25 protein-coding genes are annotated in these 24,003 nt (G+C 71.9%); 13 read left to right on the top strand and 12 right to left on the bottom strand.

The annotated features are described in order from the left end of the window. The first annotated feature begins 121 nt into the window (after positions 1-121). The 3 genes from RNL97_RS11265 (at position 122) to RNL97_RS11255 (ending at position 2,017) form a co-directional block, all read left to right on the top strand. Positions 122-565, top strand: a complete 444-nt coding sequence (locus tag RNL97_RS11265) for a winged helix-turn-helix transcriptional regulator (protein WP_030592479.1) — start codon at positions 122-124, stop codon at positions 563-565. A gap of 53 nt (positions 566-618) precedes the next feature. Continuing rightward, a complete protein-coding gene (locus tag RNL97_RS11260) occupies positions 619-1,161 on the top strand; it encodes a DUF1707 SHOCT-like domain-containing protein (RefSeq protein WP_030592477.1) in 543 nt (180 codons plus the stop codon). A 190-nt stretch (positions 1,162-1,351) separates the two neighbouring features. Continuing rightward, positions 1,352-2,017 (top strand): hypothetical protein, encoded by a 666-nt coding sequence (locus RNL97_RS11255; protein WP_030592474.1) that lies wholly within the window; start codon positions 1,352-1,354, stop codon positions 2,015-2,017. Positions 2,018-2,109: 92 nt separating this feature from the next. Here the strand turns inward: RNL97_RS11255 and RNL97_RS11250 are convergent, their stop codons facing one another. Genes RNL97_RS11250 through RNL97_RS11235 form a run of 4 tightly spaced genes read right to left on the bottom strand, consistent with a single transcriptional unit; the run spans position 2,110 to position 7,837 of the window. Then, entirely contained in the window at positions 2,110-3,276 is a 1,167-nt protein-coding gene (locus tag RNL97_RS11250) for an acyl-CoA dehydrogenase family protein (protein WP_030592471.1), read from the bottom strand. A gap of 4 nt (positions 3,277-3,280) precedes the next feature. Then, on the bottom strand, positions 3,281-4,234 hold the full coding sequence (locus RNL97_RS11245) for a hydroxymethylglutaryl-CoA lyase (protein WP_374115200.1): 954 nt from the start codon (positions 4,232-4,234) through the stop codon (positions 3,281-3,283). Positions 4,235-4,251: 17 nt separating this feature from the next. Then, positions 4,252-6,207: an acetyl-CoA carboxylase biotin carboxylase subunit gene (locus RNL97_RS11240; protein WP_030592467.1), complete on the bottom strand. Its 1,956-nt coding sequence runs from the start codon at positions 6,205-6,207 to the stop codon at positions 4,252-4,254. 7 nt (positions 6,208-6,214) lie between these two features. Continuing rightward, the gene (locus RNL97_RS11235; protein WP_030592465.1) at positions 6,215-7,837 is read right to left on the bottom strand and encodes a carboxyl transferase domain-containing protein; all 1,623 of its coding nucleotides are present in this window, start codon (positions 7,835-7,837) and stop codon (positions 6,215-6,217) included. A gap of 118 nt (positions 7,838-7,955) precedes the next feature. On the opposite strand from RNL97_RS11235, the gene RNL97_RS11230 reads away from it, so the two are divergent. Next, positions 7,956-8,573 (top strand): SACE_7040 family transcriptional regulator, encoded by a 618-nt coding sequence (locus RNL97_RS11230; protein WP_030592462.1) that lies wholly within the window; start codon positions 7,956-7,958, stop codon positions 8,571-8,573. A gap of 100 nt (positions 8,574-8,673) precedes the next feature. Then, the gene (locus RNL97_RS11225) at positions 8,674-9,339 is read left to right on the top strand and encodes a GOLPH3/VPS74 family protein (RefSeq protein ID WP_030592459.1); all 666 of its coding nucleotides are present in this window, start codon (positions 8,674-8,676) and stop codon (positions 9,337-9,339) included. A 58-nt stretch (positions 9,340-9,397) separates the two neighbouring features. Here the strand turns inward: RNL97_RS11225 and RNL97_RS11220 are convergent, their stop codons facing one another. Beyond that, positions 9,398-10,309 (bottom strand): NmrA family NAD(P)-binding protein, encoded by a 912-nt coding sequence (locus tag RNL97_RS11220; RefSeq protein WP_030592456.1) that lies wholly within the window; start codon positions 10,307-10,309, stop codon positions 9,398-9,400. A 158-nt stretch (positions 10,310-10,467) separates the two neighbouring features. Here RNL97_RS11220 and RNL97_RS11215 point away from each other — a divergent pair, with 158 nt between their 5' ends. Both RNL97_RS11215 and RNL97_RS11210 read left to right on the top strand, forming a co-directional pair. Then, the gene (locus RNL97_RS11215; protein WP_030592453.1) at positions 10,468-11,037 is read left to right on the top strand and encodes a TetR/AcrR family transcriptional regulator; all 570 of its coding nucleotides are present in this window, start codon (positions 10,468-10,470) and stop codon (positions 11,035-11,037) included. A 66-nt stretch (positions 11,038-11,103) separates the two neighbouring features. Then, positions 11,104-11,901, top strand: a complete 798-nt coding sequence (locus RNL97_RS11210; RefSeq protein WP_243314082.1) for a phosphatase — start codon at positions 11,104-11,106, stop codon at positions 11,899-11,901. Between the two features lie 64 nt (positions 11,902-11,965). Here RNL97_RS11210 and RNL97_RS11205 read toward each other — a convergent pair whose 3' ends face one another. The 4 genes from RNL97_RS11205 to RNL97_RS11190 all read right to left on the bottom strand — a co-directional run bounded on the left by RNL97_RS11205 (position 11,966) and on the right by RNL97_RS11190 (position 16,126). Then, entirely contained in the window at positions 11,966-12,889 is a 924-nt protein-coding gene (locus RNL97_RS11205) for a hypothetical protein (protein WP_050500223.1), read from the bottom strand. Positions 12,890-13,058: 169 nt separating this feature from the next. Continuing rightward, positions 13,059-14,027 carry a cation diffusion facilitator family transporter gene (locus RNL97_RS11200; protein WP_030592445.1) on the bottom strand — a complete coding sequence of 323 codons (969 nt, stop codon included), beginning with the start codon at positions 14,025-14,027 and terminating at the stop codon, positions 13,059-13,061. Positions 14,028-14,065: 38 nt separating this feature from the next. Continuing rightward, positions 14,066-14,950, bottom strand: coding sequence for an acyl-CoA thioesterase (locus tag RNL97_RS11195; protein ID WP_030592443.1), 885 nt, complete (start codon positions 14,948-14,950; stop codon positions 14,066-14,068). Between the two features lie 18 nt (positions 14,951-14,968). Continuing rightward, positions 14,969-16,126, bottom strand: a complete 1,158-nt coding sequence (locus RNL97_RS11190; RefSeq protein WP_030592441.1) for an acyl-CoA dehydrogenase family protein — start codon at positions 16,124-16,126, stop codon at positions 14,969-14,971. A gap of 206 nt (positions 16,127-16,332) precedes the next feature. On the opposite strand from RNL97_RS11190, the gene RNL97_RS11185 reads away from it, so the two are divergent. The 5 genes from RNL97_RS11185 (at position 16,333) to RNL97_RS11165 (ending at position 21,186) form a co-directional block, all read left to right on the top strand. Next, positions 16,333-16,752, top strand: coding sequence for a helix-turn-helix transcriptional regulator (locus RNL97_RS11185; protein WP_030592439.1), 420 nt, complete (start codon positions 16,333-16,335; stop codon positions 16,750-16,752). Positions 16,753-16,762: 10 nt separating this feature from the next. Next, entirely contained in the window at positions 16,763-17,176 is a 414-nt protein-coding gene (locus tag RNL97_RS11180; protein ID WP_030592437.1) for a VOC family protein, read from the top strand. 108 nt (positions 17,177-17,284) lie between these two features. After that, positions 17,285-19,672 (top strand): excinuclease ABC subunit UvrA, encoded by a 2,388-nt coding sequence (locus RNL97_RS11175; protein ID WP_030592435.1) that lies wholly within the window; start codon positions 17,285-17,287, stop codon positions 19,670-19,672. Between the two features lie 133 nt (positions 19,673-19,805). Then, the gene (locus RNL97_RS11170; protein ID WP_313750646.1) at positions 19,806-20,393 is read left to right on the top strand and encodes a YciI family protein; all 588 of its coding nucleotides are present in this window, start codon (positions 19,806-19,808) and stop codon (positions 20,391-20,393) included. Positions 20,394-20,595: 202 nt separating this feature from the next. Further along, entirely contained in the window at positions 20,596-21,186 is a 591-nt protein-coding gene (locus tag RNL97_RS11165) for a GNAT family N-acetyltransferase (RefSeq protein ID WP_313750645.1), read from the top strand. Between the two features lie 9 nt (positions 21,187-21,195). On the opposite strand, the gene RNL97_RS11160 is transcribed toward RNL97_RS11165, so the two are convergent. Further along, on the bottom strand, positions 21,196-22,113 hold the full coding sequence (locus RNL97_RS11160; protein ID WP_030592430.1) for an alpha/beta hydrolase: 918 nt from the start codon (positions 22,111-22,113) through the stop codon (positions 21,196-21,198). 201 nt (positions 22,114-22,314) lie between these two features. On the opposite strand from RNL97_RS11160, the gene RNL97_RS11155 reads away from it, so the two are divergent. Continuing rightward, a complete protein-coding gene (locus tag RNL97_RS11155; RefSeq protein WP_030592426.1) occupies positions 22,315-23,004 on the top strand; it encodes a GOLPH3/VPS74 family protein in 690 nt (229 codons plus the stop codon). A 53-nt stretch (positions 23,005-23,057) separates the two neighbouring features. On the opposite strand, the gene RNL97_RS11150 is transcribed toward RNL97_RS11155, so the two are convergent. Both RNL97_RS11150 and RNL97_RS11145 read right to left on the bottom strand, forming a co-directional pair. Next, positions 23,058-23,201 (bottom strand): ParB N-terminal domain-containing protein, encoded by a 144-nt coding sequence (locus tag RNL97_RS11150; protein WP_313750644.1) that lies wholly within the window; start codon positions 23,199-23,201, stop codon positions 23,058-23,060. A gap of 15 nt (positions 23,202-23,216) precedes the next feature. Further along, on the bottom strand, positions 23,217-23,909 hold the full coding sequence (locus RNL97_RS11145; RefSeq protein ID WP_398866436.1) for an eCIS core domain-containing protein: 693 nt from the start codon (positions 23,907-23,909) through the stop codon (positions 23,217-23,219). Positions 23,910-24,003 lie beyond the last annotated feature (94 nt).

The following is a 24,003-nucleotide window of genomic DNA, read 5'->3' as shown; positions in this document are numbered from 1 at the left end:
GCGGAACAGTGGTGAGGAGTTCGCGTGCGGAGGCCTCAAGCAGCGCGGAAAGAACGAGTTACCGGACCGGTGGTCGGTTCCCTCTTGTAACCACTCGAAGCTTGCGGCACCGTGGGGCGGTATGGAAGAAGGCACTTCGAAGTCACCGAGTCACTGCGCCGATACCGACGCCGCTCCGGACTACGACATCAGCCAGTGGGACGTCCGCGAGGGCTGCGAGGTGCGGCAGATCCTCGACCGCGTCGCGGACAAGTGGTCGCTCCTCGCCATCGCCCACCTGGAACGCCGCACGCTGCGCTTCTCCGAGCTGCGGCGGCTCATCGAGGGCATCAGCCAGCGGATGCTCACGGTGACCCTGCGCCAGCTCGAACGCGACGGTCTGGTGCGGCGCACGGTGTACCCCGTCGTCCCGCCCCGCGTGGAGTACGAGCTGACGGAGCTGGGCGCGACCCTGCACACGACGATCAGGTCGCTCGTCGACTGGACCGAGAGCCACCAGCAGGAGATCGCGAAGGCACGGAGCGACTACGACGCCCGGCAGAGCGAGGGGGCGTCGGCCTCCTGAGATCCCAAGTGCGCTGCATGCCACGGCGGTTGGCGCGGCGCTAAGGTGAACCGGTGACCCCACCTCAGCGAAGCGCCTCGACGCGCGTCGGCGAAGACGACCGTGAGAGCGCCGTGTTGCGCGTGCGGGAGGCGTACGCCGAACAGCGCATCACGCACGAGGAGATGGACGGCCGCCTCGACCGGGTGCTCTCCGCCACGACCTATGGCGAGCTCGCGGTGGCCCTGGACGCGCTCCCGGCGGAGGACCCGGGTACGACGGCGACGATCGCCGCCGCCGGGGGGCGGATCACGCGGCGCGGCGCGTGGCAGGTGCCCAGAACTCTCAAGGTCGAGTCCGCCTTCGGGCGGGTACGCCTGGACCTGTCCCGGGCGGTCCTCACGTATCCGGTCATCGACATCGAGCTGAGTCTCGGCACCGGCAACGCGAGCATCATCGTGCCGAGGGACGCGATCGTCGAGGTCGAGGGCCTGGCGACCGGGTGGAAGGACCTGCGCTACCGGCCCCGGCAGCCGTCCCGCCCCGACGCGCCGCGTATCCGCTTCTCGGGGGCGCTGGGATACGGACGGCTGAAGATCCGCCACGCCTGGCGCTGAGACGTACGGACCTCGCGGGCGAGGCCCGTGTGCGGGCGGAAACGCCGTGCCGGCCGGGCCTTCCCGTCGCGGCCGTCCGGAAGGACCGCGGGGCCGGCAGGTTCCGACCCCGCCCCCTGCCGGTGAATGGCCCGGGACGATGAGTATCCGTACTCAAGCCGGGCGCACGTGCCCGACAGAGACTCGGCGCATGACACACATCCGAGGCCCCATCAGCGTGTTCACCCCCGGCCGGCGCATTCTCGCGGCTGCCGCTCTCACTGCCGTCACCGCTGTGGTCCTCACCGGCTGCGGAACTGAACAGAGTGACGGCGGCCGGCAGAGCGGGAGCGCCGGTTCCTCGGCGGTGTCCCAGCAGCCGCCCCCCGAACAGGGAGCGGCCCAGGCGCTGTTCGACAGGTTCGAGAAGGCGTGCCCCGAGCCGGGAGTGAACTCGCGGAGACCCGCCGGCGCGAGCAAGCCCGATACGGAGGAGCCGGAGAGCGTCGCCCCCGGGGAGACACCTCCTGCCGACCCGGTCGAACCCGCTCCTCCCACCGGGCCCGAAGCGGAGCTGGACGACCGCGAACGGTGTGTGAGCGTCCACCACGAACAGCGCGTCATCGCGGCGCTGCAGATGCTCGCGGACCCCACCACCGCCAAGGTCCGGAAGACCCTGAACAGCCTCGGCTACACCGACGAACGCATCCACCACCTCAAGCAGGACGGCAAGAAGACCCGCTTCCACCTCGACCTGCGCGAGGACGGCGGCCGGCTCTGCGAATCGGGTGTGGCGGCGGGCGCGGTATCGGACGTCGTCCCGTGCGTGGCCGCCGCCGAGGGACCGTTCACGATCACATCGGAGTCCCGCCCGTAACGCCGACGGGCCCCGCCCGCACGTCCGCCCCGTCCGCCGCGGAGTGCTCCACGGCGGACGGGGCGGCAGCACGCAGTGCGGCAGGCGGCAGGTCAGCCCGGCAGTCCCAGCTCCCGGGCGATCAGCATCCGCTGGACCTCCGACGTGCCCTCGCCGATCTCCAGGATCTTCGAGTCGCGCCACATCCGGGCCACCGGGTACTCGTTCATGAAGCCGTAGCCGCCGTGGATCTGCGTGGCGTCGCGGGCGTTGTCCACCGCGACCGTCGAGGAGTACAGCTTCGCGATCGCCGCCTCCTTCTTGAACGGTTCGCCCGCCACCAGGCGCGAGGCCGCGTCCCGCCAGCCGATGCGGGCCATGTGGGCGCGCATCTCCATGTCCGCGATCTTGAACTGTATGGCCTGGTTCGCGCCGATCGGCCTGCCGAACGCGTGGCGCTCGGCGGCGTACTTCACCGACTCGTCGACACAGCCCTGGGCCAGGCCCGTGGCCAGGGCCGAGATCGCGATCCGGCCCTCGTCCAGGATGCGGAGGAACTGGGCGTAGCCCCGGCCCTGCTCGCCCAGGAGGTTCGCCGCCGGGACGCGGACGTCCGAGAAGGACAGCTCGCGGGTGTCCGAGGCGTTCCAGCCGACCTTGGAATACGGGGCCGCGACCGTGAAACCGGGGGTGCCCGACGGGACGATGATCGCGGAGATCAGAGGACGGCCGTCCTCCTTCCGGCCGGTCACCGCGGTGACCGTCACCAATTCCGTGATGTCCGTACCCGAATTGGTGATGAAGCACTTCGAACCGTTGATCACCCACTCGTTGGTCGCCTCGTCCAGCACCGCCGTCGTCCGCGTGCCGCCCGCGTCCGAGCCGCCGTCCGGCTCGGTCAGGCCGAACGCGCCCAGCGCCTCGCCCGCGCACAGCTTCGGCAGCCACTGGCGCTTCTGCTCCTCCGTGCCGAACAGGTGGAGCGGCATCGCGCCCAGGGAGACCCCGGCCTCCAGGGTGATCGCCACCGAGGAGTCGACCCGCGCCAGCTCCTCCAGGGCGATCCCGAGCGCCAGGTAGTCGCCGCCCATACCGCCGTACTCCTCCGGGAACGGCAGCCCGAACAGGCCCATGCGGCCCATCTCGCGCACGATCTCGTACGGGAATTCATGGCGCTCGTACAAGTCGCCGATCTTCGGCGCGATCACATCGTGCGCGAACTCCTCGACCGTGCGGCGCAGTTCCTCGTGCTCGGCGGTCAGCCGGTGGTCCAGGGACATGGGGTCACACACTCCTTGTGGGAGAGGAAGAAGGGGGAGGGGTCAGGGCTCGGACCGCGCGGGACGGGCTCGGCCGGCCCAGGTGTCCGGCCAGCCAGACGCTGGTGGCGGTCAGTTCGGCCAGGTCGACGCCCGTCTCGATGCCCAGGCCGTCGAGCATCCAGACCAGGTCCTCGGTGGCGAGGTTCCCCGTGGCGCTCTTCGCGTACGGGCAGCCGCCCAGGCCGCCCGCCGAGGCGTCGACCGTGCTCACCCCGTGCTGGAGCGCCGCCAGGGTGTTCGACAGCGCCTGGCCGTACGTGTCGTGGAAGTGCACGCCGATGGCGGGCGTCGCGACGCCCGCCTCGTTCAGTGCTGTCAACAGCGCTGTCACGTGGCCCGGCGTCGCCACCCCGATCGTGTCGCCCAGCGACAGCTCGTCGCAGCCCAGGTCCATCAGGGCCTTGGCCACCCTCACCACCTGGGCGACCGGGACCGCGCCCTCCCACGGGTCGCCGAAGCACATCGACAGATACCCGCGCACCCGGAGCCTGTCCGCCTTCGCGCGGGCCACCACCCGCTCGAACATCGCCAGCGACTCGTCGACCGTACGGTTCAGGTTGCGGGCCGCGAACGTCTCCGTCGCCGAGCCGAACACCGCGATCGACCGCACCCCGAGCGCCCGCGCCCGGTCCAGCCCGCGTTCGTTCGGCACGAGGACCGGAAGGGACACGTCGCCCACGTCCGCGATGTCGCCGAGAAGCGGGAACAGCGCTTCGGCATCTGCCAGTTGGGGCACCCACTCCGGGTGTACGAAGCTCGTCGCCTCGATGGTGGTGAGGCCGGCCCTCGCCAGCCGGTGGATGAACTCCGCCTTCACCTCGGTCGGGACGGCCTGCTTCTCGTTCTGCAGGCCGTCACGCGCTCCCACCTCATGGATGCGGACCCGGGCCGGGAGGCCGGGGGCCGGGACCTTCATGGGGAGCCCTTGCGCGCTCATGCGTCCTCCCCGTCGGCGGCCGGGACCACGACCGCGAGGACCTGGTCCATCGCCACCGTCGCGCCCGCCGAGACGTCCAGCTCCGCCACCGTCCCCGCGTGCGGGGCGGAGATCACGTGCTCCATCTTCATCGCCTCCACCACGAGCAGGCTCTGACCCGCCTCGACCTCGTCCCCGACGGCCACCTTGACCACCGTGACCGTGCCCGGCATCGGGGCCGCCAGCGTGTCCGCCCCGCTCCGGCCCGCCCCGCTCAGGGACGTCTCCACCGGGTCGTGGTCCTGGACGTGCCAGGCGTCGCCGTCCCGGCCGAGCCAGTCGCCCGAGCGGTGGAAGTGAACGACCGTGCCGTCCTGTTCGACCGTCACCCGGTCGGGCCCGACCACGGCTCCCGCCGGAGCCTCGTACGTCACCGGGTCCGTGCCAGGCACCCGCAGCGGGAACGCCAGCGGTGCCCGCACACCCCCCGTCCGCCACCCGTTCGGCACCGAGAACGGGTCCGTCCAACCGCCCGCGTCCGGCCGCGGCTCCAGGGCGTCACGGCGGACCGCCGCGCCCGCCGCGTACACCTCGTCCGGTACGCCGTCCGGCACCAGGCCCTCCGCCTCGCGCTCCACCAGACCCGTGTCCAGGTTCCCCGCGACCACGTCCGGGTGCGCCAACAGACGCCGCAGGAAACCCGCGTTGGTCAAAACACCCAGGATCACCGTGTCCGCGAGGGCCGCCCGCAGCTTGCGGACCGCCGTCGCGCGGTCGGGGCCGTACGCGATGACCTTCGACAGCATCGGGTCGTACAGGCTGCCCACCGGCACGCCCTCGCCGAGCCCCGAGTCCGTCCGCACCCCGCCGCCCTGCGGTTCGCGCAGCGCCAGCACCGTACCGCCGGAGGGCAGGAAGCCGCGGGAGGGGTCCTCGGCGCAGACCCTCGCCTCGATCGCCCAGCCGGTGAGCGTGATGTCCTTCTGTGCGTAAGGGAGTTGCTCGCCCGAAGCCACCCGCAGCTGCCACTCCACCAGGTCCAGGCCGGTGACCAGCTCGGTCACCGGGTGCTCGACCTGGAGGCGGGTGTTCATCTCCATGAAGTAGTACGAGGAGGGGTCGTTGCCCGGGACGATGAACTCCACCGTCCCCGCCCCGACGTAGCCGCAACTGCGCGCCGCCTGGACGGCCGCCTCGCCCATCGCCGCCCGGGTCTCCTCATCCAGCAGGACGGACGGCGCCTCCTCGATGATCTTCTGGTGGCGGCGCTGGAGCGAGCACTCGCGCTCGCCCAGGTGGATCACGTTGCCGTGGGCGTCCGCCAGGACCTGGATCTCGATGTGGCGGGGGCGGTCGATCCACCGCTCGACGAGCAGGGTGTCGTCGCCGAAGGAGGCACGGGCCTCCCGTCGCGCCGCCGCGACCTCCTCGCCCAGCGCCGCCGCGTCGCGGACCAGGCGCATGCCCTTCCCGCCGCCGCCCGCCGAGGGCTTCAGCAGGACCGGGGTGCCGATCTCCCGAGCGGCCTCCTCCAGTTGGGCGTCGGTCAGGCCGCTGCCGGAGGAGCCGGGCACGACCGGGACCCCGTAGGCCGCGACCGTCTCCTTGGCCCGGATCTTGTCGCCCATGAGCGCGATCGCGGAGGCGGGCGGGCCGATGAAGACCAGCCCGGCGTCCGCGCACGCCTGCGCGAACTCCGCGTTCTCCGCCAGGAAGCCGTACCCCGGGTGGACCGCCTGCGCGCCCGTGCGGCGGGCCGCCTCCAGGAGCGCCGGCACGTTCAAGTAGCTCTCGGCGGCGGGCGGCGGGCCGATCCGTACCGCCGTGTCCGCCTCCCGGACATGCCGGGCGTCCGCGTCCGCGTCGCTGAAGACCGCGACCGAGCGCACGCCCTGCTCCCGCAGGGTCCGGATCACCCGGACCGCGATCTCGCCGCGGTTGGCGACCAGAACGGTGTCGAACATCGTCGTCATCTGTTCCTCACATCCGGAAGACGCCGAAGCCGGGCCCGGCCGGGTCCTTCTGGGGCAGCGGGGCATTGGCGCAGGCCGTGAGCGCGAGGCCCAGCACCTGCCGGGTGTCCACGGGGTCGATCACGCCGTCGTCCCAGAGCCGGGCACTGGCGTAGTACGCGTTGCCCTGGGTCTCGTACTGGGCGCGGATCGGGGCCTTGAACGCTTCTTCGTCCTCGGCGCTCCAGTCGTCGCCCAACTGGTCGCGCTTGACGGTGGCCAGGACGGAGGCCGCCTGCTCGCCGCCCATCACCGAGATCTTGGCGTTCGGCCACATCCACAGGAAGCGGGGGCTGTAGGCCCGGCCGCACATGGAGTAGTTGCCCGCGCCGTACGAACCGCCGACGACGACCGTCAGCTTCGGCACCCGGGTGCAGGCCACCGCCGTGACCATCTTCGCGCCGTGCTTGGCGATACCGCCCGCCTCGTAGTCCCGGCCGACCATGAAGCCGGAGATGTTCTGGAGGAAGACGAGCGGGATGCCGCGCTGGTCGCACAGCTCGATGAAGTGCGCACCCTTCTGGGCCGACTCGGAGAACAGGATGCCGTTGTTCGCGACGATCCCGACCGGGTGGCCGTGGATCCGGGCGAAACCGGTGATCAGCGTCTGCCCGTACTCCGCCTTGAACTCCTGGAAGCGGGAGCCGTCCACCACGCGCGCGATCACTTCGCGCACGTCGTAGGGGGTGCGGGAGTCCACCGGGACCGCCCCGTACAGCCCGGCCGGGTCCACCTTCGGCTCCTCGGCCGGCTCGACCGACCAGGGGAGCGGGGCCCGGTCCGGGAGGGTCGCGACGATGTTGCGCACGATCCGCAGCGCGTGCGCGTCGTCCTCCGCGAGATGGTCGGTGACCCCCGACGTACGGGAGTGGACCTCGCCGCCGCCCAGCTCCTCCGCCGTCACGACCTCGCCGGTCGCGGCCTTCACCAGGGGCGGACCGCCGAGGAAGATCGTGCCCTGGTTGCGGACGATGACGGCCTCGTCGCTCATCGCCGGGACGTACGCCCCGCCCGCCGTGCAGGAGCCCAGCACCGCCGCGATCTGCGGGATGCCCGCCCCCGACATCCGTGCCTGGTTGTAGAAGATCCGCCCGAAGTGGTCCCGGTCGGGGAAGACCTCGTCCTGCATCGGCAGGAACGCACCGCCCGAGTCGACCAGATAGAGGCAGGGGAGACGGTTCTCCAGAGCCACTTCCTGGGCGCGCAGGTGCTTCTTCACGGTCATCGGGTAGTACGTGCCGCCCTTGACGGTCGCGTCGTTGGCGACGATCACGCACTCCCGGCCGGAGACCCGCCCGATGCCGGCGATGACGCCCGCCGCCGGGGCCTGGTCCCCGTACATCCCGTTGGCCGCCAGGGGGGCCAGCTCCAGGAACGGCGAGCCCGGGTCGAGAAGGGTGTCCACCCGGTCCCGGGGGAGCAGCTTGCCGCGTGCCTCGTGGCGGGCCCGTGCCTTCTCACCCCCGCCCAGCCGTGCCGTGGCGAGACGTCCCGCCAGGTCGTCGGAGAGCGCGCGATGCGCCGCCTCGTTGGCCCGCCAGGCCTCCGAGGCGGGATCGGCCGCGCTCGCCAGGACCGGTGCCTGCTGCATCGTGTCGAGCCCCCTTGCCCGTACCGCAGTGGTGAAAGCGTTGACGTGCTGTTAATGAGCGTTAACGCGTTTCCCTCAGGTTAACGACCGCTAACGACCCTGTCTAGAATGAATCCTCATGAGCACCCATGCCGCCGCCCGCGTCGCGGCCCCCACCCGCCGCGAGCAGATCCTCCGGGAGGCCGCCCGCCTCTTCGCCGAGCGCGGCTTCCACGGTGTCGGCGTCGACGAGATAGGCGCCGCCGTCGGAATCAGCGGCCCCGGCCTCTACCGCCACTTCCCCGGCAAGGACGCGATGCTCGCCGAACTGCTGGTGGGCATCAGCGAACGCCTGCTGGAGGGCGGACGGCTGCGGGTCTCGGAGGACGCGGCCCGGGGCGACGGCTCCCCGGAGGCGCTCCTGGACGCGCTCATCGAGGGCCATATCGACTTCGCCCTCGACGACCGCCCCCTGATCACCCTCCACGACCGGGAGCTGGACCGGCTGCGCGACACGGACCGCAAGCGGGTGCGCCGGCTCCAGCGCGAGTACGTCGAGGTCTGGGTCGGCGTCGTCCGCGCCCTCTACCCGTCGCTGGCCGAGAACCGGGCCCGCGTCACCGTGCACGCCGTCTTCGGCCTGCTGAACTCCACCCCGCACCTGGCCCGCCCCGACGCCCTGCCCGGCCGCGCGGCGACCGCCGCCCTGCTGCACCGGCTGGCCCGGGGCGCCTTCGCCGCGGCGGAACCTTCCTGAGCGGCGGCCCGCTCTTCCGGGCCACCCCGGGTTCCGGGCAACCACGGACGGGGTACGTACGTCTGTCCGGTCGACACGCCACGAATCGGGGAGCCGCACCATGACCGTCTCACTGGGTGAAGAGATCATGCTGCTGTCGCTGGACGACGAGACCGGCGCGGCCAAGGGCGAGACCGCCGCCCGCTGGGGCGTGGCGGCCGGCATGCTCCTGGAGCTGGTCATGGCGGGGCGCGTCACGGTGAGGGGCGGCCGCGTCGAGGTCTTCGACCCGACCCCGACCGGCGACGCCCTCCTGGACGGCCGGCTCGACCGGCTCACGCGCTGGGTCCACGGGGCTTCCAGCAGCCGCAAGGTGACCGACTGGCTGACCCGGGACCACGCCAAGGGCTCCCAGGACGTCGTGGACAGCCTCGTCGCCCGCGGCCTGGTGACCGAGGAGAAGCACCGCGCCCTCGGCGTCTTCCCGGTGCGCCGCTACCCGGAGGCCGACGGAACCGTCGAGCGGGAGCTGCGCGCCCGGCTGGCCGCCGCGGTGCTGGAGGGCGCCGAGCCGGACGCCCGCACCGGCGCGCTCGTCGCCCTGGTGCACGCCACGGGCATGCACCGCCAGGCCTTCCCCGCCCTGCCGAAGAAGCAGGTCGCCCCGCGCATGGCCGAGATCGCCGAGGGCCACTGGGCGGGCGTGAGCGTGGGCGAGGCGATCCGCAATCTCCAGGCGGCGATCTCCGCGGTGACCGTCGTGACGGTCCTCACCGCGGTGTCGTAGGACGCCCGGTGTACGGCGCCCGGACCGCTGCCGGATCGCTGTCCTCGGGCCGTCCCCCTCAGGTCGCCGGCGTCAGGTGCCGGTGCGCCCAGGTGGCGAACGAGGTCACCGGAATGCCGAGTTCCCGTGCGAGCTCGGGGCGGGCCGGCTGGGTGATGGCGTTGCTCCACAGATGACCGGCGCCCCAGGTGGGCATCCCCGCCGCGAGCGCCTCGTCGAGGTCCATCGACGGGGCCGTCACCGGTACGCCCCAGGCCGTGGACAGCACCTCGGCGACCTCCGCCATCGTGAGGCGGTCGCCCGCCAGCTCCAGCTCCACCCCGTGGAACCGGTCCGGCTCCTGTACGGCGTGCGCGACGGCCGCGCCGATGTCCTCGCTCGCCACCAGCGCCAGGACCGTGTCCGGCCGTATCACCGTCGCCAGGCCGCCTTCGGGCCCGTTCGGCGCCAGTTGGGGGAGGTTCTCCATGAAGAACGCGGGCTTGACCACGGCCCAGCGGGCGAAACCCGCTCCGCGCACCTGCTCCAGGATCGCCTCCTTGGTGTCGAAGTACGGGGTCATCGCGGCCCAGCGGCCCTCGGCCCAGCCGGGCGTCCGCGTGTGAGTCCCGACGCCGCTGGTCGAGGACTGGACGAACTGGGGCACGCCGGCCGCCCGCGCCGCCTCGATCAGGTTGGCCGCCTGCGCCCGTTCCCCCGCGAAGTCGACGCCGCTCGCGTCCATCGGCGGCATCTGCACCGAGAACACGGCCCGGACGCCCGAGCAGGGCGCGTCCAGCGAGGACCGGTCGGTCAGGTCCCCGGTCACCAGCTCGACGCCCAGCGCCTCGACGTCCTTCGCGCGCCGCGTGTGCGGGTCGCGCACCAGCGCGCGCACCGGCATGCCGGCGGCCAGCAGGGCCCGGGCGGTGGCCCCGCCCTGGCGGCCGGTGGCTCCGGTGACCAGTACGGGGGCGGATTCCGATGCCATGGTGATGGCTCCTCTTGTTCGGGCGAATGCCGGGCGCACCTCCTGTGGACGACCCGCACTCTCCTGCCGGCGTCACGCAGCCGTAAAACGGCGGGGTCCGCCGTTTCTCGTTGGCTACGATATGGCGGGGCCCACCACTTAGCAAACAGGGAGAGAAAGTGACCGGTCAGCGCGCGGACGCCCGCCGCAACTACAGCCGCATCCTCGCCGTGGCCGAGGCCGAGGTCGCCCAGCACGGGGCTGCCGCCTCCCTCGAACAGGTCGCCCGCACGGCAGGCGTCGGCTCCGCCACCGTGCGCCGCCACTTCCCCACCCGGCAGGCCCTGCTCGAAGCCGTCTTCCGGACCCGCATCCAGGCCCTGTGCGAGCGCGCCGACGAGCTGAGCCGCGCCGAAGACAGCCGCGCCGCCCTGCTGGAGTGGCTGCACGGCCTCCTCGCGTACGCCGTGGGCGCCCGCGGCCTCGCCGACGCCCTGACCTTCGAGCCCCCCACCGACGCCCCCGGGCAGCACTCCTGCGGCGCGGTGATCGAGGACGCGGCCACGCCGCTGCTCCGCCGGGCCCTGCGCGACGGGTCGGTCAGGCCGGGCACCACCTTCCACGATCTGCTGACCCTCGCCGTCGGCATCGCTCTGGCCACCGAGCACCACACCGAACCGTCCGTCCAGGCCGGCCGCCTCTTCGCCCTCGCCGTCGAAGGGCTCAGCCCGAGCCCCCCGAGCCCCTGACGGCCGTGCCCTCTCCGTTGATCAGGAACCGGGCACGGTCCGCACACCGGACGGCACAATGGGTCCATGCCGATACCCAGCCGCGCCGCCCTCGTCGACCACCTCGTCCGTACGCGTATCGCGGGGGACGTCGCCACGCCACGCGACAACAACCTCTCCCACTACCGCAAGCTCGCCAACGGCGACCGCCACTACTGGCTCGGTCTGGAGCTCGGCGACCGCTGGACCGACGAGCAGGACGTCCTCGCCGTCATGGCCGAGCGCTGCGGGGTGAACGACGATCCCGCGCACCGGCAGGGCCAGGACACCATCGACCCGGAACTGACGGTCGACGCCCTGGAGCGGATGGCGGCCCGTCTGCGCAAGGCCGCCGACGGCGGTGAGCGGGTCCTGTTCGCCACCGGGCACCCCGGCGGCCTGCTGGACGTGCACCGGCAGACGGCGGACGCGCTGCGCCGGGCCGGCTGCGAGATCGTCCGCATCCCGTCCGGGCTGATCGCCGACGAGGGCATGGTCTTCCAGTTCGCCGACGTCGCGATGCTGGAACGCGGCGCGACCCTCTGGCACACCCACTCCCCGGCCCCGATGGCCGCCATCCTCGACGCCATGGCCCATCTCGGCCGCCCGCTGCCCGACCTGGTCGTGGCCGACCACGGCTGGGCGGGCTGCGCGGGACAGCGGGGGCTGGACGCGATCGGGTACGCCGACTGCAACGACCCGGCCCTCTTCCTCGGCGAGTCGGAGGGCACCCTCCAGGTCACGGTCCCGCTGGACGACCACGTCACCGACCCGCGCTTCTACGACCCGATGACGGACTACCTGCTGCACGCGGCGGGGCTGCTGGAGGAGGAGTCCGTCGCGTAGGGGCGCCGGCTCCGCGACGTGGCCCGTCACCTCGCTGACCCGGTGGCCGGCCGGGTCAGCGGGCTCAGCGCACGTCCACGCAGTCACCGGTGGCGGTGACCGGCGGCGTGGTGGAGGTGCCCTCGAACATGTAGCGGTAGCAGCGGTCGGCAGTGGCGGTGCGCGTCTTCTTCTCGACGCCCGCCTGGCTGCCGGTGCCGGTGCGGTGACTGCTGGTGGTGGCGTACGAGCCGGTCAGCGAACGCTCCTGGAGGCGGACGGTCTGCTGGGTGTAGCCGGCGTACTTGTGGGTGTCCCAGTTGGCGCGCTCCAACTTGCCGGTGATCGTGATCGTCCTGCCCTTGGCGACGGGCTCGGGGGCCGCGTTGCTGCTCAGCCGGGACCAGCGCTTGAGGTACCAGGTCTTGGCGTTGTCGGTGCGCACGTCGGTGACTGCGTCGGTGACTGCCCAGAGGGAGATCTTCCAGGCTCCGGCATCCTCGTTAGTCAGGTCGCTCCGGGGGTCCATCCTGAAGGTGGCCGTGCAGCTGAACGTGGCGTCGCCGGACGGAGCGCAGGGGTCGGTGTCCGCATCGAACTGCTCGGAGTTGATGAACCGCTTCAGTCCGCCGTCGCGGTCGGTGCCGCGCCAGATCGACGCGTGGCTGCCGTAGAGCTTCGACCCGCCGCTGATCTTCCACTTCACGGTGATCGTCTGCGTGTTCGTCGTTCCGACGCCGGCGCTGTTGCTCCCGTTGACGGTGACGCCGGAGACCACCGTGGAGGCGGCGGTTCTCGCGGCCGAAGCGCTGGGCGCGGCGGTCTTCGCCGCCGACGCGTCGGCGGCCGCGGCCTTGCTCTGCTTCTGCGCCTCGGCCGCACCGGTCCCCTCCGCCACCGCGGCCGGTGTGACGAGCAGGCCGACGGCGAGCCCGGAGGCGGCCAGTGCGCTGACGCCCAGGATCACCTTCTTGCCGGACGTCAGCTTCTTGCGGGAGTGCTGGGACATGAGGAGTCTCCGTGATCGACTATCGGCGGGCGGGCGCAGGCCGTGAAAGGGCGGACCCGCAACCGCGCACGGTCGCAGCGACCGCACAGTCTTGATCGTCGACGGAGCGAAAGGGTTGTACGCGCGCGCAGTTGAGGTGCATCACCCACGACGTCCGGCGTCCCGGGCGTCAGCGCTCCGGGTGCCGCAGCCGCTGCGCCCGCCCCGGCGTCGGGTCCAGATACACCCGCCGGACCGACGGGAACCGCCCGCGCAACTGGGCCTCCGCCTCCTCGCAGGCCCACTCGACCTCCGCCGCGGTGGCCATGTCCCGGAAGTCGATCTTCGCGGCGATCAGGATCTCGTCCGGGCCCTGGATCAACGTGGTCAGCTCCAGGACCTCCACGATGTGGGGCACCGACAGCAGCTCCTCGCGCACCGCGGAACGCACCGCCGCGGGCAGGGGCCGCCCGATGAGCAGCTGGGCGTTGGACCGGCCGAGCACCCAGGCGACGTAGACGAGCAGCAGACCGATCAGGCAGGACGCGATCCCGTCCCAGACGCCCGAGCCGGAGAGCTGCCCGCCCAGCAGCCCGCCCGCCGCCAGCAGCAGGCCGATCAGGGCCGCCGAATCCTCCATCACGACGGCTTTCACGGCCGTGTCGGGGGTGTGGCGCAGGTAGTACGTGTCCGGCACCCGCAGCCGGGACGCCTCGCGCCGCACCTGCTTGACCCCGGTGCGCAGCGAGTAGCCCTCCAGCAGGAAGGCGACGGCCAGGACGATGTAGGAGATGAGCGGGTCGCCCAGCTCCTCGCCCGCGACCAGGGTGTGCACCCCGTCGTAGACCGAGAAGACGGCCCCGCCGACGAAGGTGGCGATGGAGGCGAGCATCGCCCAGATGTAGCGCTCGGGGCCGTAGCCGAGGGGGTGGTCCTCGTCCGCCGGCTTCCCGCTCCGCTTGAGGGCGGTGAGGAGCATGACCTCGGTGACGGTGTCGGCGACCGAGTGGGCAGCCTCGGAGAGCATCGCGCTGGAGCCGCTGATCAGACCGGCTACTGCCTTGGCCACCGCGATACCGAGGTTGGCGAGGGCCGCCACGATCACGGTGAAGGCGGACTCCCCACCGTCAGCTGTCTTGTCGGCTTTCGCGTCGCTCATGGTGGGGAGTATGTCGGAATCGCGGCTTCGGAGGCCGCTCATCCTCGCGGGATACGGACGACGCCTTCCTGGATGACCGTGATCGCGAGGCGGCCGTCGGCGGTGTAGATACGGGCCTGGCCCAGTCCCCGGCCACCGGAGGCCGACGGCGACTCCTGGTCGTACAGCAGCCACTCGTCCGCCCGGAACGGCCGGTGGAACCACATCGCGTGGTCCAGGCTGGCCCCGACCACGTCCCCGACCGCCCAGCCGCCCCGCCCGTGGGCGAGGAGCACCGAGTCGAGCAGGGTCATGTCGGAGACGTACGTCGCCATGCAGACGTGCAGCAGCGGGTCGTCGGCGAGCTTGCCGTTGGTCCGGAACCACACCTGGGAGCGGGGTTCGCGCGGCTCGCCCACCGTGCCGAACGGTGGCGCGTCCACGTACCGCAGGTCCACCGCCTGCCGCGCCTCGATCAGCCGGTCCACGACCCCCGGATCGCTGAAGCGGTCCGCGTACCGGGGCAGCATCTCGGCGGCCGTCGGCAGGGTCTCCGGGTCCGGGGCGGCGGGCATCGGGGCCTGGTGCTCCATGCCCTCCTCGTGCGTCTGGAAGGACGCGGAGAGGTGGAAGACCGGCTGCCCGTGCTGGACGGCGACGACGCGGCGGGTGGTGAAGGACTTCCCGTCGCGGATGCGGTCGACGGTGTAGACGATGGGCGCGCCGGGGTCGCCGGTCCGCAGGAAGTAGGAGTGCAGGGAGTGGGCTCCCCGGTCGGCGGGGACGGTGCGGCCCGCGGCGACGAGCGCCTGGGCCGCGACCTGGCCGCCGAACACCCGGGGTACGAGCGCGCTGCGGCTCTCGCCCCGGAAGATGTCCCGCTCGATCTGCTCCAGGTCGAGCAGGTGGAGCAGATCGAGCAGGGGGTCGGGACTCTCGTTCATGGAGGGAAAGGTAATCCCTTACAGACCCATGGACTTGGCGATGATCGACTTCATGACCTCGCTGGTGCCGCCGTAGATGCGGTTGACGCGGTTGTCCGCGTACAGGCGGGCGATCGGGTACTCGTTCATGAAGCCGTAGCCGCCGTGCAGCTGGAGGCAGCGGTCGATGACGCGGTGCGCGACCTCGGTGCAGAACAGCTTCGCGGAGGCGGCCTCCGCCGCCGTCAGCTCACCGGCGTCCAGGGCCTCCAGCGCGCGGTCGGCGACGGCCTGGGCCGCGTCCACCTCGGCCTGGCAGGCGGCCAGCTCGAACTTGGTGTTCTGGAACGAGGCGACGGTCTTGCCGAAGACCGTGCGGTCCTGGACGTACTCCTTGGCGAACCGGACGGCCGCCGCGGCCTGGGCGTACGCGCCGAAGGCGATGCCCCAGCGCTCGGAGGCCAGGTTGGTGCCGAGGTAGCCGAAGCCCTTGTTCTCCTCGCCCATGAGGTCCTCGGCCGGGACCTTGACGTCGACGAACGCCAGCTCGGCGGTGTCGGAGACCTTCAGGCCCAGCTTGTCGAGCTTGCGGCCGACCGAGTAGCCCTCGGACTTCGTGTCGACGGCGAAGAGGGAGATGCCGAAGCGGCGGTCGTCCTCGCGCGGGGCGGCGGTACGGGCGCAGACGATGACGCGGTCGGCGTGGACGCCGCCGGTGATGAAGGTCTTCGCACCGTTGAGGACGTAATGGGTGCCGTCCTCGGAGAGCTTGGCGGTGGTCTTCATGCCCGCGACGTCGGAGCCGGTGCCCGGCTCGGTCATCGCGAGGGCCCACATCTCCTCACCGCTCGCGAACTTCGGCAGCCAGCGCTTCTTCTGCTCGTCGGTGGCGAGCATCTTGATGTAGGGCAGGCCGAGCAGCGTGTGCACGCCGGAGCCGCCGAAGGAGACGCCGGCGCGGGCGGTCTCCTCGTAGATGACGGCCTCGTACTTGTGCGAGTCGATGCCCGCGCCGCCGTACTCCTCGTCGACCTCGATGCCGAAGACGCCCAGCTCGCCCAGCTTGAGGTAGAAGTCGCGCGGAGCCTGGCCCGCGGCGAACCACTCGTCGTAGACCGGCACGACCTCGGCCGCGATGAAGGCGCGGATGGTCTCCCGGAACGCCTCGTGGTCCTCGTTGAATACCGTACGGCGCACGGGATGCCTCCTAGGTCGGCAGTCGGTTCGTCCATGGCTAAGCGCTTGCTCAGACTCCCTTCGAAGTTACCCGCCGGTTGCGGTCGCTGTCCAGGGTGATGCTCGGCACGCGACGGACCGGCGGAGGCCGAGGGACGGCCCGACTGCCAGCGGCGTGGGGGAGTATCGGAGGGAGACGGCGAAAGCGGCGGGAGGAAGGCGGGGACGTGAGGCTGGAGGACCTGGCCCGGCTGCGTCGGGCGCGTGACCGTATGGACCGCGAGTACGCCGAACCGCTCGACGTCCCCTCGCTGGCCCGCGACGCCCTGATGTCGGCCGGCCACTTCTCCCGCAGCTTCCGCGCCGCCTTCGGCGAGACCCCGTACAGCTATCTCATGACCCGCCGCATCGAGCGGGCCAAGGCGCTGCTGCGCCGGGGCGACCTGTCGGTCACGGACGTCTGCTTCGCCGTCGGCTGTACGTCGCTGGGCTCGTTCAGCTCCCGCTTCACGGAGCTGGTCGGGGAGAGCCCCCGCGCCTACCGGGCCCGCCCCCACGAGGCCGGCGAGACCATCCCCGCGTGCGTCGCCAAGATGCTGACCCGACCGGTCAGGAATGGAGAAGCGGATCGGGGGCCCCGCCCGTAGCGTGAAATCCATGGACATCAAGCTCTCGCAGTGCTTCATCGCCGTCGACGACCACGACAAGGCCCTCGCCTTCTACCGCGACGCCCTGGGAATGGAGGTGCGCAACGATGTCGGGTTCGAAGGCATGCGCTGGGTGACCGTCGGGTCCCCCGCGCAGCCGGACGTGGAGATCGTCCTGGAGCCCCCGCTCGCCGACCCGAACGCCCCGGCCGCCGACCGGCAGACCATGGCCGAGCTGCTCGCCAAGGGCATGCTGCGCGGGGTCATCCTCACCTCCGACGACGTCGACGGGGCGTTCGAGAAGGTCCGCGCGGCGGGAGGCGAAGTGCTCCAGGAGCCGATCGACCAGCCGTACGGCGTCCGCGACTGCGCCTTCCGGGACCCCTCCGGCAACATGCTGCGCATCACCCAGGCCAAGGGATAGCACCCTCCCTACCGCCCCAGGGGCCGGAGCCCGGAACGCGGGCCCCGGCCCCACGCACGGACAGTAGGCTCCGCGCACCAGTAACCCAGTAACGGAGAGACGACGAGCATGGCTCCGAGAACGAAGACCCCGCAGCCGCCCGCGCCGCACGCCGCCGACAGCCACGATCTGATCCGCGTGCACGGTGCGCGGGAGAACAACCTGAAGGACGTCAGCATCGAGCTGCCCAAGCGCCGGCTGACGGTGTTCACCGGAGTCTCCGGCTCGGGCAAGAGCTCGCTCGTCTTCGCCACCATCGCCGCCGAGTCCCAGCGGCTGATCAACGAGACGTACCCCGCGTTCGTCCAGGGCTTCATGCCCTCGCAGGCCCGGCCCGACGTCGATGTGCTCGACGGCCTGACGACCGCGATCATCGTCGACCAGCAGCGCATGGGCAGCGACCCCCGCTCCACCGTCGGCACCGCCACCGACGCCAACGCCATGCTGCGCATCCTCTTCAGCCGGCTCGGCAAGCCGCACATCGGCCCGCCCGGCGCGTTCGCCTTCAACGTCCCCTCGGTGACCGCCAGCGGTGCGATCACCGTCGAGCGCGGCAACAAGAAGGCGGTCAAGGCGACCTTCAGCCGCACCGGCGGCATGTGCCCGCGCTGCGAGGGCCGCGGATCGGTCTCCGACATCGACCTCACCCAGCTCTACGACGACTCCAAGTCGATCGCCGAGGGCGCGTTCACCATCCCCGGCTGGAAGTCGGACAGCTGGTGGACCGTGCGGATCTACGCCGAGTCCGGCTTCCTCGACCCGAACAAGCCGATCGCCAAGTTCACCACGAGGGAGATGCGGGACTTCCTCTACAAGGAGCCGACCAAGGTGAAGGTCGAGGGCTCCACCCTCACCTTCGAGGGGCTGATCCCCAAGATCCAGAAGTCCTTCCTGTCCAAGGACCGCGAGGCGATGCAGCCCCACATCCGGGAGTTCGTCGACCGCGCGGTCACCTTCGCCACCTGCCCCGAGTGCGAGGGAACGCGGCTGACCGAGGGCGCGCGCTCCTCGAAGATCAAGAAGATCTCCATCGCCGACGCCTGCGCGATGGAGATCCGGGACCTCGCGGAATGGGTCCGCGGCCTGAACGAACCCTCGGTCGCCCCGCTGCTCGAAGCCCTCCAGCAGACGCTGGACTCGTTCGTGGAGATCGGCCTCGGCTACCTCGCCCTGGACCGCCCCTCCGGCACCCTGTCCGGCGGCGAGGCCCAGCGCGTCAAGATGATCCGCCACCTCGGCTCCTCGCTCACCGACGTCACGTACGTCTTCGACGAGCCGACCATCGGCCTCCACCCGCACGACATCCAGCGCATGAACGACCTCCTGCTGCGCCTGCGCGACAAGGGCAACACGGTCCTGGTCGTCGAGCACAAGCCGGAGGCGATCGCCATCGCGGACCACGTGGTCGACCTCGGCCCCGGGGCCGGTACGGCGGGCGGCGCCGTCTGCTTCGAGGGCACCCTGGAGGGGCTCCGCGCCTCCGACACCGTCACCGGCCGCCACCTCGACGACCGGGCCGCCCTCAAGGACGAGGTCCGCAAGCCCACCGGCGCGCTGGAGATCCGCGGTGCGACGGCGCACAACCTCCAGGACGTCGACGTCGACATCCCGCTCGGCGTCCTCACCGTCATCACGGGCGTCGCCGGCTCCGGAAAGAGTTCGCTCGTCCACGGCTCGATCCCGGCGGGCGAGAACGTCATCTCGGTCGACCAGAGCCCCATCAAGGGGTCCCGCCGCAGCAACCCGGCGACGTACACCGGCCTGCTGGAGCCGATCCGCAAGGCCTTCGCCAAGGCCAACGGCGTGAAGCCCGCCCTGTTCAGCGCCAACTCCGAGGGCGCCTGCCCCACGTGCAACGGCGCGGGCGTCATCTTCACCGACCTCGGCGTCATGGCGAGCGTCTCCAGCCCCTGCGAGGACTGCGAGGGCAAGCGGTTCCATGCCTCAGTCCTGGAGTACCACCTCGGCGGCCGCGACATCAGCGAGGTCCTCGCCATGTCGGTCACCGAGGCCGAGGAGTTCTTCGGCTCCGGCGAGGCGGCCCTCCCGGCCGCGCACAGGATCCTCGACCGCCTCGTGGACGTCGGCCTCGGCTACCTGAGCCTCGGCCAACCGCTCACCACCCTGTCCGGCGGCGAACGCCAGCGCTTGAAGCTGGCGACGCACATGGGTGACAAGGGCGGCGTCTACGTCCTCGACGAGCCGACCACCGGCCTGCACCTCGCGGACGTGGAGCAGCTCCTCGGCCTGCTGGACCGCCTGGTCGACTCCGGGAAGTCGGTGATCGTCATCGAGCACCACCAGGCGGTCATGGCCCACGCCGACTGGATCATCGACCTCGGCCCCGGCGCGGGCCACGACGGCGGCAGGATCGTCTTCGAGGGCACCCCCGCCGACCTGGTGGCCGGCCGTTCGACGCTGACGGGCGAACACCTCGCGGAGTACGTGGGGGAGTAGGCCCCGCGCGTGACCGCGTCCACGAAGGAGGCCCCCGGCGGCGGGGTGGTGGTCCTGGGCTTCGCGGCTGATCCGGTTGCGCCCCTGAGGCGGCGTTGCGCGTCCGCGTCAGGGGCCCCGGTACGGTCTCGGCATGCCGTTCTACGTATACGCCGAGGATCGGCCGGATGTCGCCGACCAGTTGACGGAGCTGTCCGAGGAGCACTGGTCCTACATGGACCGGTTCGACAGCCGGTTGATGCTCCGCGGACCCACCGTGTCCGACGACGGGGAAGAGCACACGGGGAGCGTCCACGTCGTCGATCTCGCCGACCGTGCCGCCGCCGAGCGGTTCGGGAGGGAAGAGCCGTTCTGGAAGGCCGGGCTCTACCGGGATCTCACGGTCGTCGCGGCGGATGTGCTGCTGAACCGTGGACCTGAGGCGGGCGTGACGTACACGCTCGTCGCGGCTCAGTGGCCTCTGTCGGTCCGCGCCACAGGCGATCCGGCCTCGGACGATGCCGAGCAGCAGGGCCTGTGGGGCACGGAGCCGGACAGCCGGTTCGTCTTCGTGGCTGCTCTGACGGACGACGAGGGGACCGGCACGACGGGAGTGGTCGCCGCCGTACGGGCGCTACCGGACGAGGCACGGGGACTCGTCCGGCCGTTCGCGGAACGGCTGGCCGGTGGACGGCCTGCGGCATTCACGGCCCAGCGCTGGGAGCGCGGTGGGCGGCACTGACAGCAGGGGCTGCCGGGGCTCGTCCTCGGATCCCGGCGGTGGAGAACAGCCGCCGCCCCCCGTACGGCAGCGCGTCCAGCACCCGGTGGCGTACGCACGAGGCCATCGCGGCGTCCTCCGGCCCGGGCAGCACATCCGTGCCGGCCTTGGGCCCTCGCGGGGGCGAACGCCCCACCAGGGCGCGGTAGGTGACCATGAGGCCATGACCCGTACGTTGTCGACGCCGCCCACCCTGACCACCGGCCGCCTCGCCGGAGCCCCGCAACCCGTGCTCCCGGTGGTCGGCTGCGGGCTGTTGCTGCGTCCGTGGGAGCGAGCCGACGCGCGGGCGTTCCTCTCCGCGTACGAGGACGAGGAAACCCGCCGCTGGCACACCCACCGGCCGTCGACCGAGGCCGAGGTCCGGGAGTGGTTCGACGGGTACCGGCAGGACTGGGAGCGGGAGAAGGGCTGCCACTGGGCCGTCGCCCGCGACAGCGGCGAGGTGCTCGGCCGGATGGCCCTGCGCGGCGTGGACTTCGCCGACGGCGTCGCGAACGCGGCGTACTGGGTGCTCCCCGCCGCACGCGGCGCGGGGGTCGCCTCCCGCGCCCTCGCGGCGGTGAGCGCGTGGGCGCTGGACGGCATCGGCTTCCACCGGCTGGAGTTGGACCACTCGACGCGTAACGACGCCTCCTGCCGGGTCGCCACCAAGGCCGGCTACCTGCTGGAGGGGACCAGGCGCAGCGCTGCCGTGCACGACGACGGCCGGCACGACATGCATCTGCACGCCCGCGTCAGAGGCGACCGCTGATCCGTTCGCTCAGCTGATCCGCTCGCGCAGCCAGGAGTTGATCCCGTCGAGCGCGGTGGCGGCCAGAGCGGTGGGGTGGCCCGTGAAGCCGTGGGGCGCCGCGGGGTAGACGCGCAGCTCGACGTCGTTGCCGGCCGCCGACAGCCTGCCCGCCAGCGTCAGGTTGTCCTCCAGCAGGATGTCCTCGGCACCCACGACCAGCAGGGCCGGGGGAAGCCCGGTCAGGTCGGCGTAGAGGGGCGAGATATCGGGAAGGGTGCGGTCGCGGTCCCGCACATGGCCGACGTACGCCCGGATGAAGTACTCGTCCGCGATGAGGCGGCCGCTCGGGGTGTGCGCGCTCAGGTCGTAGGCGCCGAAGCGGAGCGCCGCCCCGGCGAACCGGTCGACGACGCCCCGGTCCCGCAGCCGGAGGAGGGCCGCGAGGGCGAGGGTGGCTCCGGCGGAACTGCCGCCGATCGTGAGCCGCGCGGTCCCGAAGCGGGCCTCGGCCTGCTCGACGAGCCAGAGTGCCACCGCTTCGCAGTCGTCGGGCGCGGCCGGCCAGGGGTCTTCGGGCGCGAGCCGGTAGTCGACGCCGACGACGGCGATCCGCAGGGTGTCCGCGAGCGCACGGTGGCGTTCGTCGCCCTGAGCGGCGGCACCCATGAAGAAGCCGCCGCCGTGGATGCCCAGGTGGACACCCTGGGGCGGACCGCCGGACGGCAGGAAGATCCGGACCGGGACGCGTACGCCGGCGGCCTCGACCGTCTCTTCGACCGGCGGCGGAACGGCGGCACGGGGGGCGGCCTTCTTCGCTCGCGCCTCCTTGAGCTCCTCGAAGCCGGCGGGCCCCCGGCCCGCCGCCCGCGACCGGTAGAAGTCACGGGCCGCGGCGATCTGCTCGGCGGGCACGTCCTCGAACAGTGCTTCCAGGACGAATCGCACGTGTCGCTCCTTCTCCGTCCTCGTCCGTTCGGGTCTCCCCGGATGCTATCGGCGCCGCCGCGGGGCCGGGCGGCCCTGCCGGACGCCCGGACATGACGTCTGTCATGAACAGCGGTGACAGGGCGCACCCCTCCGCCCGCCCCTCGCGGGGCAGGCTGGACGGAGACCCGCGCACCGGACGCCGACGGTTGGACAGAGGCCATGCAGAAGAAGACCGGGAACGACCTGCTCATCGTCGAAGACCTGACCCTGCTGATGATGGACGACACGTCGGGGGCCATCGCGGGGGCGGGCACGCTGTACTACACGCTGGGCGGCGCACTCCTCGTGGAGCTGGGCCTCGGCGGGCACCTCAGGGCCGACGGGAACGGCACGGGCCTGAACGGCGTGAAGGTGCATGCCGTCGCCGGTCGTACGCCGTCGGACCCGCTGCTCCGGGCCGTCCACGCGAAGGTCGGTGAGCGGGTGCGCGGCGTACAGACCCTGCTGATCGAGATCGGCACGGGGGCGGGGAAGCGGGAGACGGTGCTCGACCGGCTCGTGGAGCGGGGCGTGCTGCGCCAGGAGACGAAGAAGACCCTGGGCCTGTTCCGTACGACGTCGACGACGGTCGCGGACACCGGGTACAAGAAGGCCCTGGTGGAGAGGGTTCGTGCCGTCCTGGTCGACGGCGCCGAGCCCGACGACCGTACGGCGGCGCTGGCCGGACTGCTGTCCGCGAGCGGCACGCTCCCGACGCTGCACCGCTCCATCCCGTGGTCCGGCAAGGTCTACCAGCGGGCCAAGGAGCTGGAGCGGAGCAGTTGGGGCGCGGAAGCGGTGAACGCGGCGGTGCTGCGGACGGTGGCGGCGGTTTCCGCCGGGACCGCCGTCGCCGTCAGCAGCACCTAGAAAGGGCGTCACGCCGACGTCCCACCCGGCCGGGTCGAGGGCCCGGGCCCCGATCAGACGACCACGCACGGCGCGTAGGCGCGGCCCTCGCGGGCGGCCGCGGCCGGCCGGTGGTTCCCGTCCGAAACCGTCTCGTAGTACTCGTCGGCCAGGGACTGGTCCACCGTCAGCCGCAGCCCGGGGCAGTCGGGGTCCACGTGCGTCGGATCGCCCTACTCCTCGGCAGGCTTCTCCCGGGAGCGCCGCTGAACGGCTGCCCCGGAACCGCGGGAGGACGGGGCATGGCCCGCGCCCTCCGCCGGGCTGTGGGCCGGTAGCCGGGAGGACAGCACCCGCGACGCGTTCGCCTCGGCCTCGCGTTCGTATCGGTCGGAGGGGTCGCTGATCCGCAGACCGGTTCCGTCGTCGCTGCCGGAGACGGGACCCGTGCGTTGCTGGAGGACGTGGGTCAGTTCGTGGGCGAGCGTGTGCTTGTCGTCGCCCCGGTCGCCGATCACGATGTGGCTTCCGGAGGTGTAGGCGCGAGCACCGATCCCGGCGGCGGAGTCCCGGGCGGCCGCGCCGGTGTGCAGGCGGACGTCCGAGAAGTCGGCGTCGAACCGGCTCTCCATGTCGTCCTTGAGCGCGGTGTCCAGGGGGCGGCCCGGGGCCCGGAGGACGTTCTGGACGGCGGAACGCTGCACATCGGGCGCGGCTTCCGCCCCGCCGGTCCGGGCCGACTCCTCTTCCCGCTCCCGCTTCTCTTCCAGCAGGCGCGTCACCGCCGCATTGCCCAGGGACCGTTGCAGCGCCAGGGCACTCCCGGCGTCGAGGGCGCCGGTGCCGCCCGGGAGGCGGGCCGGAGCCGCGGCCCGGGCCCGTGCGGGGCTGTCGGCAGGCTCTTTTCCCGAGGCGTGCGCACGCACAGAGAGGTTCCTTCGTCGCGTGGATGGCTAGCCTTTCCAGGCTGCTCGACCGCGTACGCCCGGCGGAAGGTACGGCAGGGCAGCACACCGTGCC

This window comes from Streptomyces parvus, from assembly GCF_032121415.1.
In the GTDB taxonomy this organism is placed as follows: Bacteria; Actinomycetota; Actinomycetes; order Streptomycetales; family Streptomycetaceae; genus Streptomyces; species Streptomyces globisporus_A.
The sequence above is the reverse complement of the archived record's forward strand: the minus strand, read 5'-3'. Positions and strand labels throughout refer to the sequence as shown.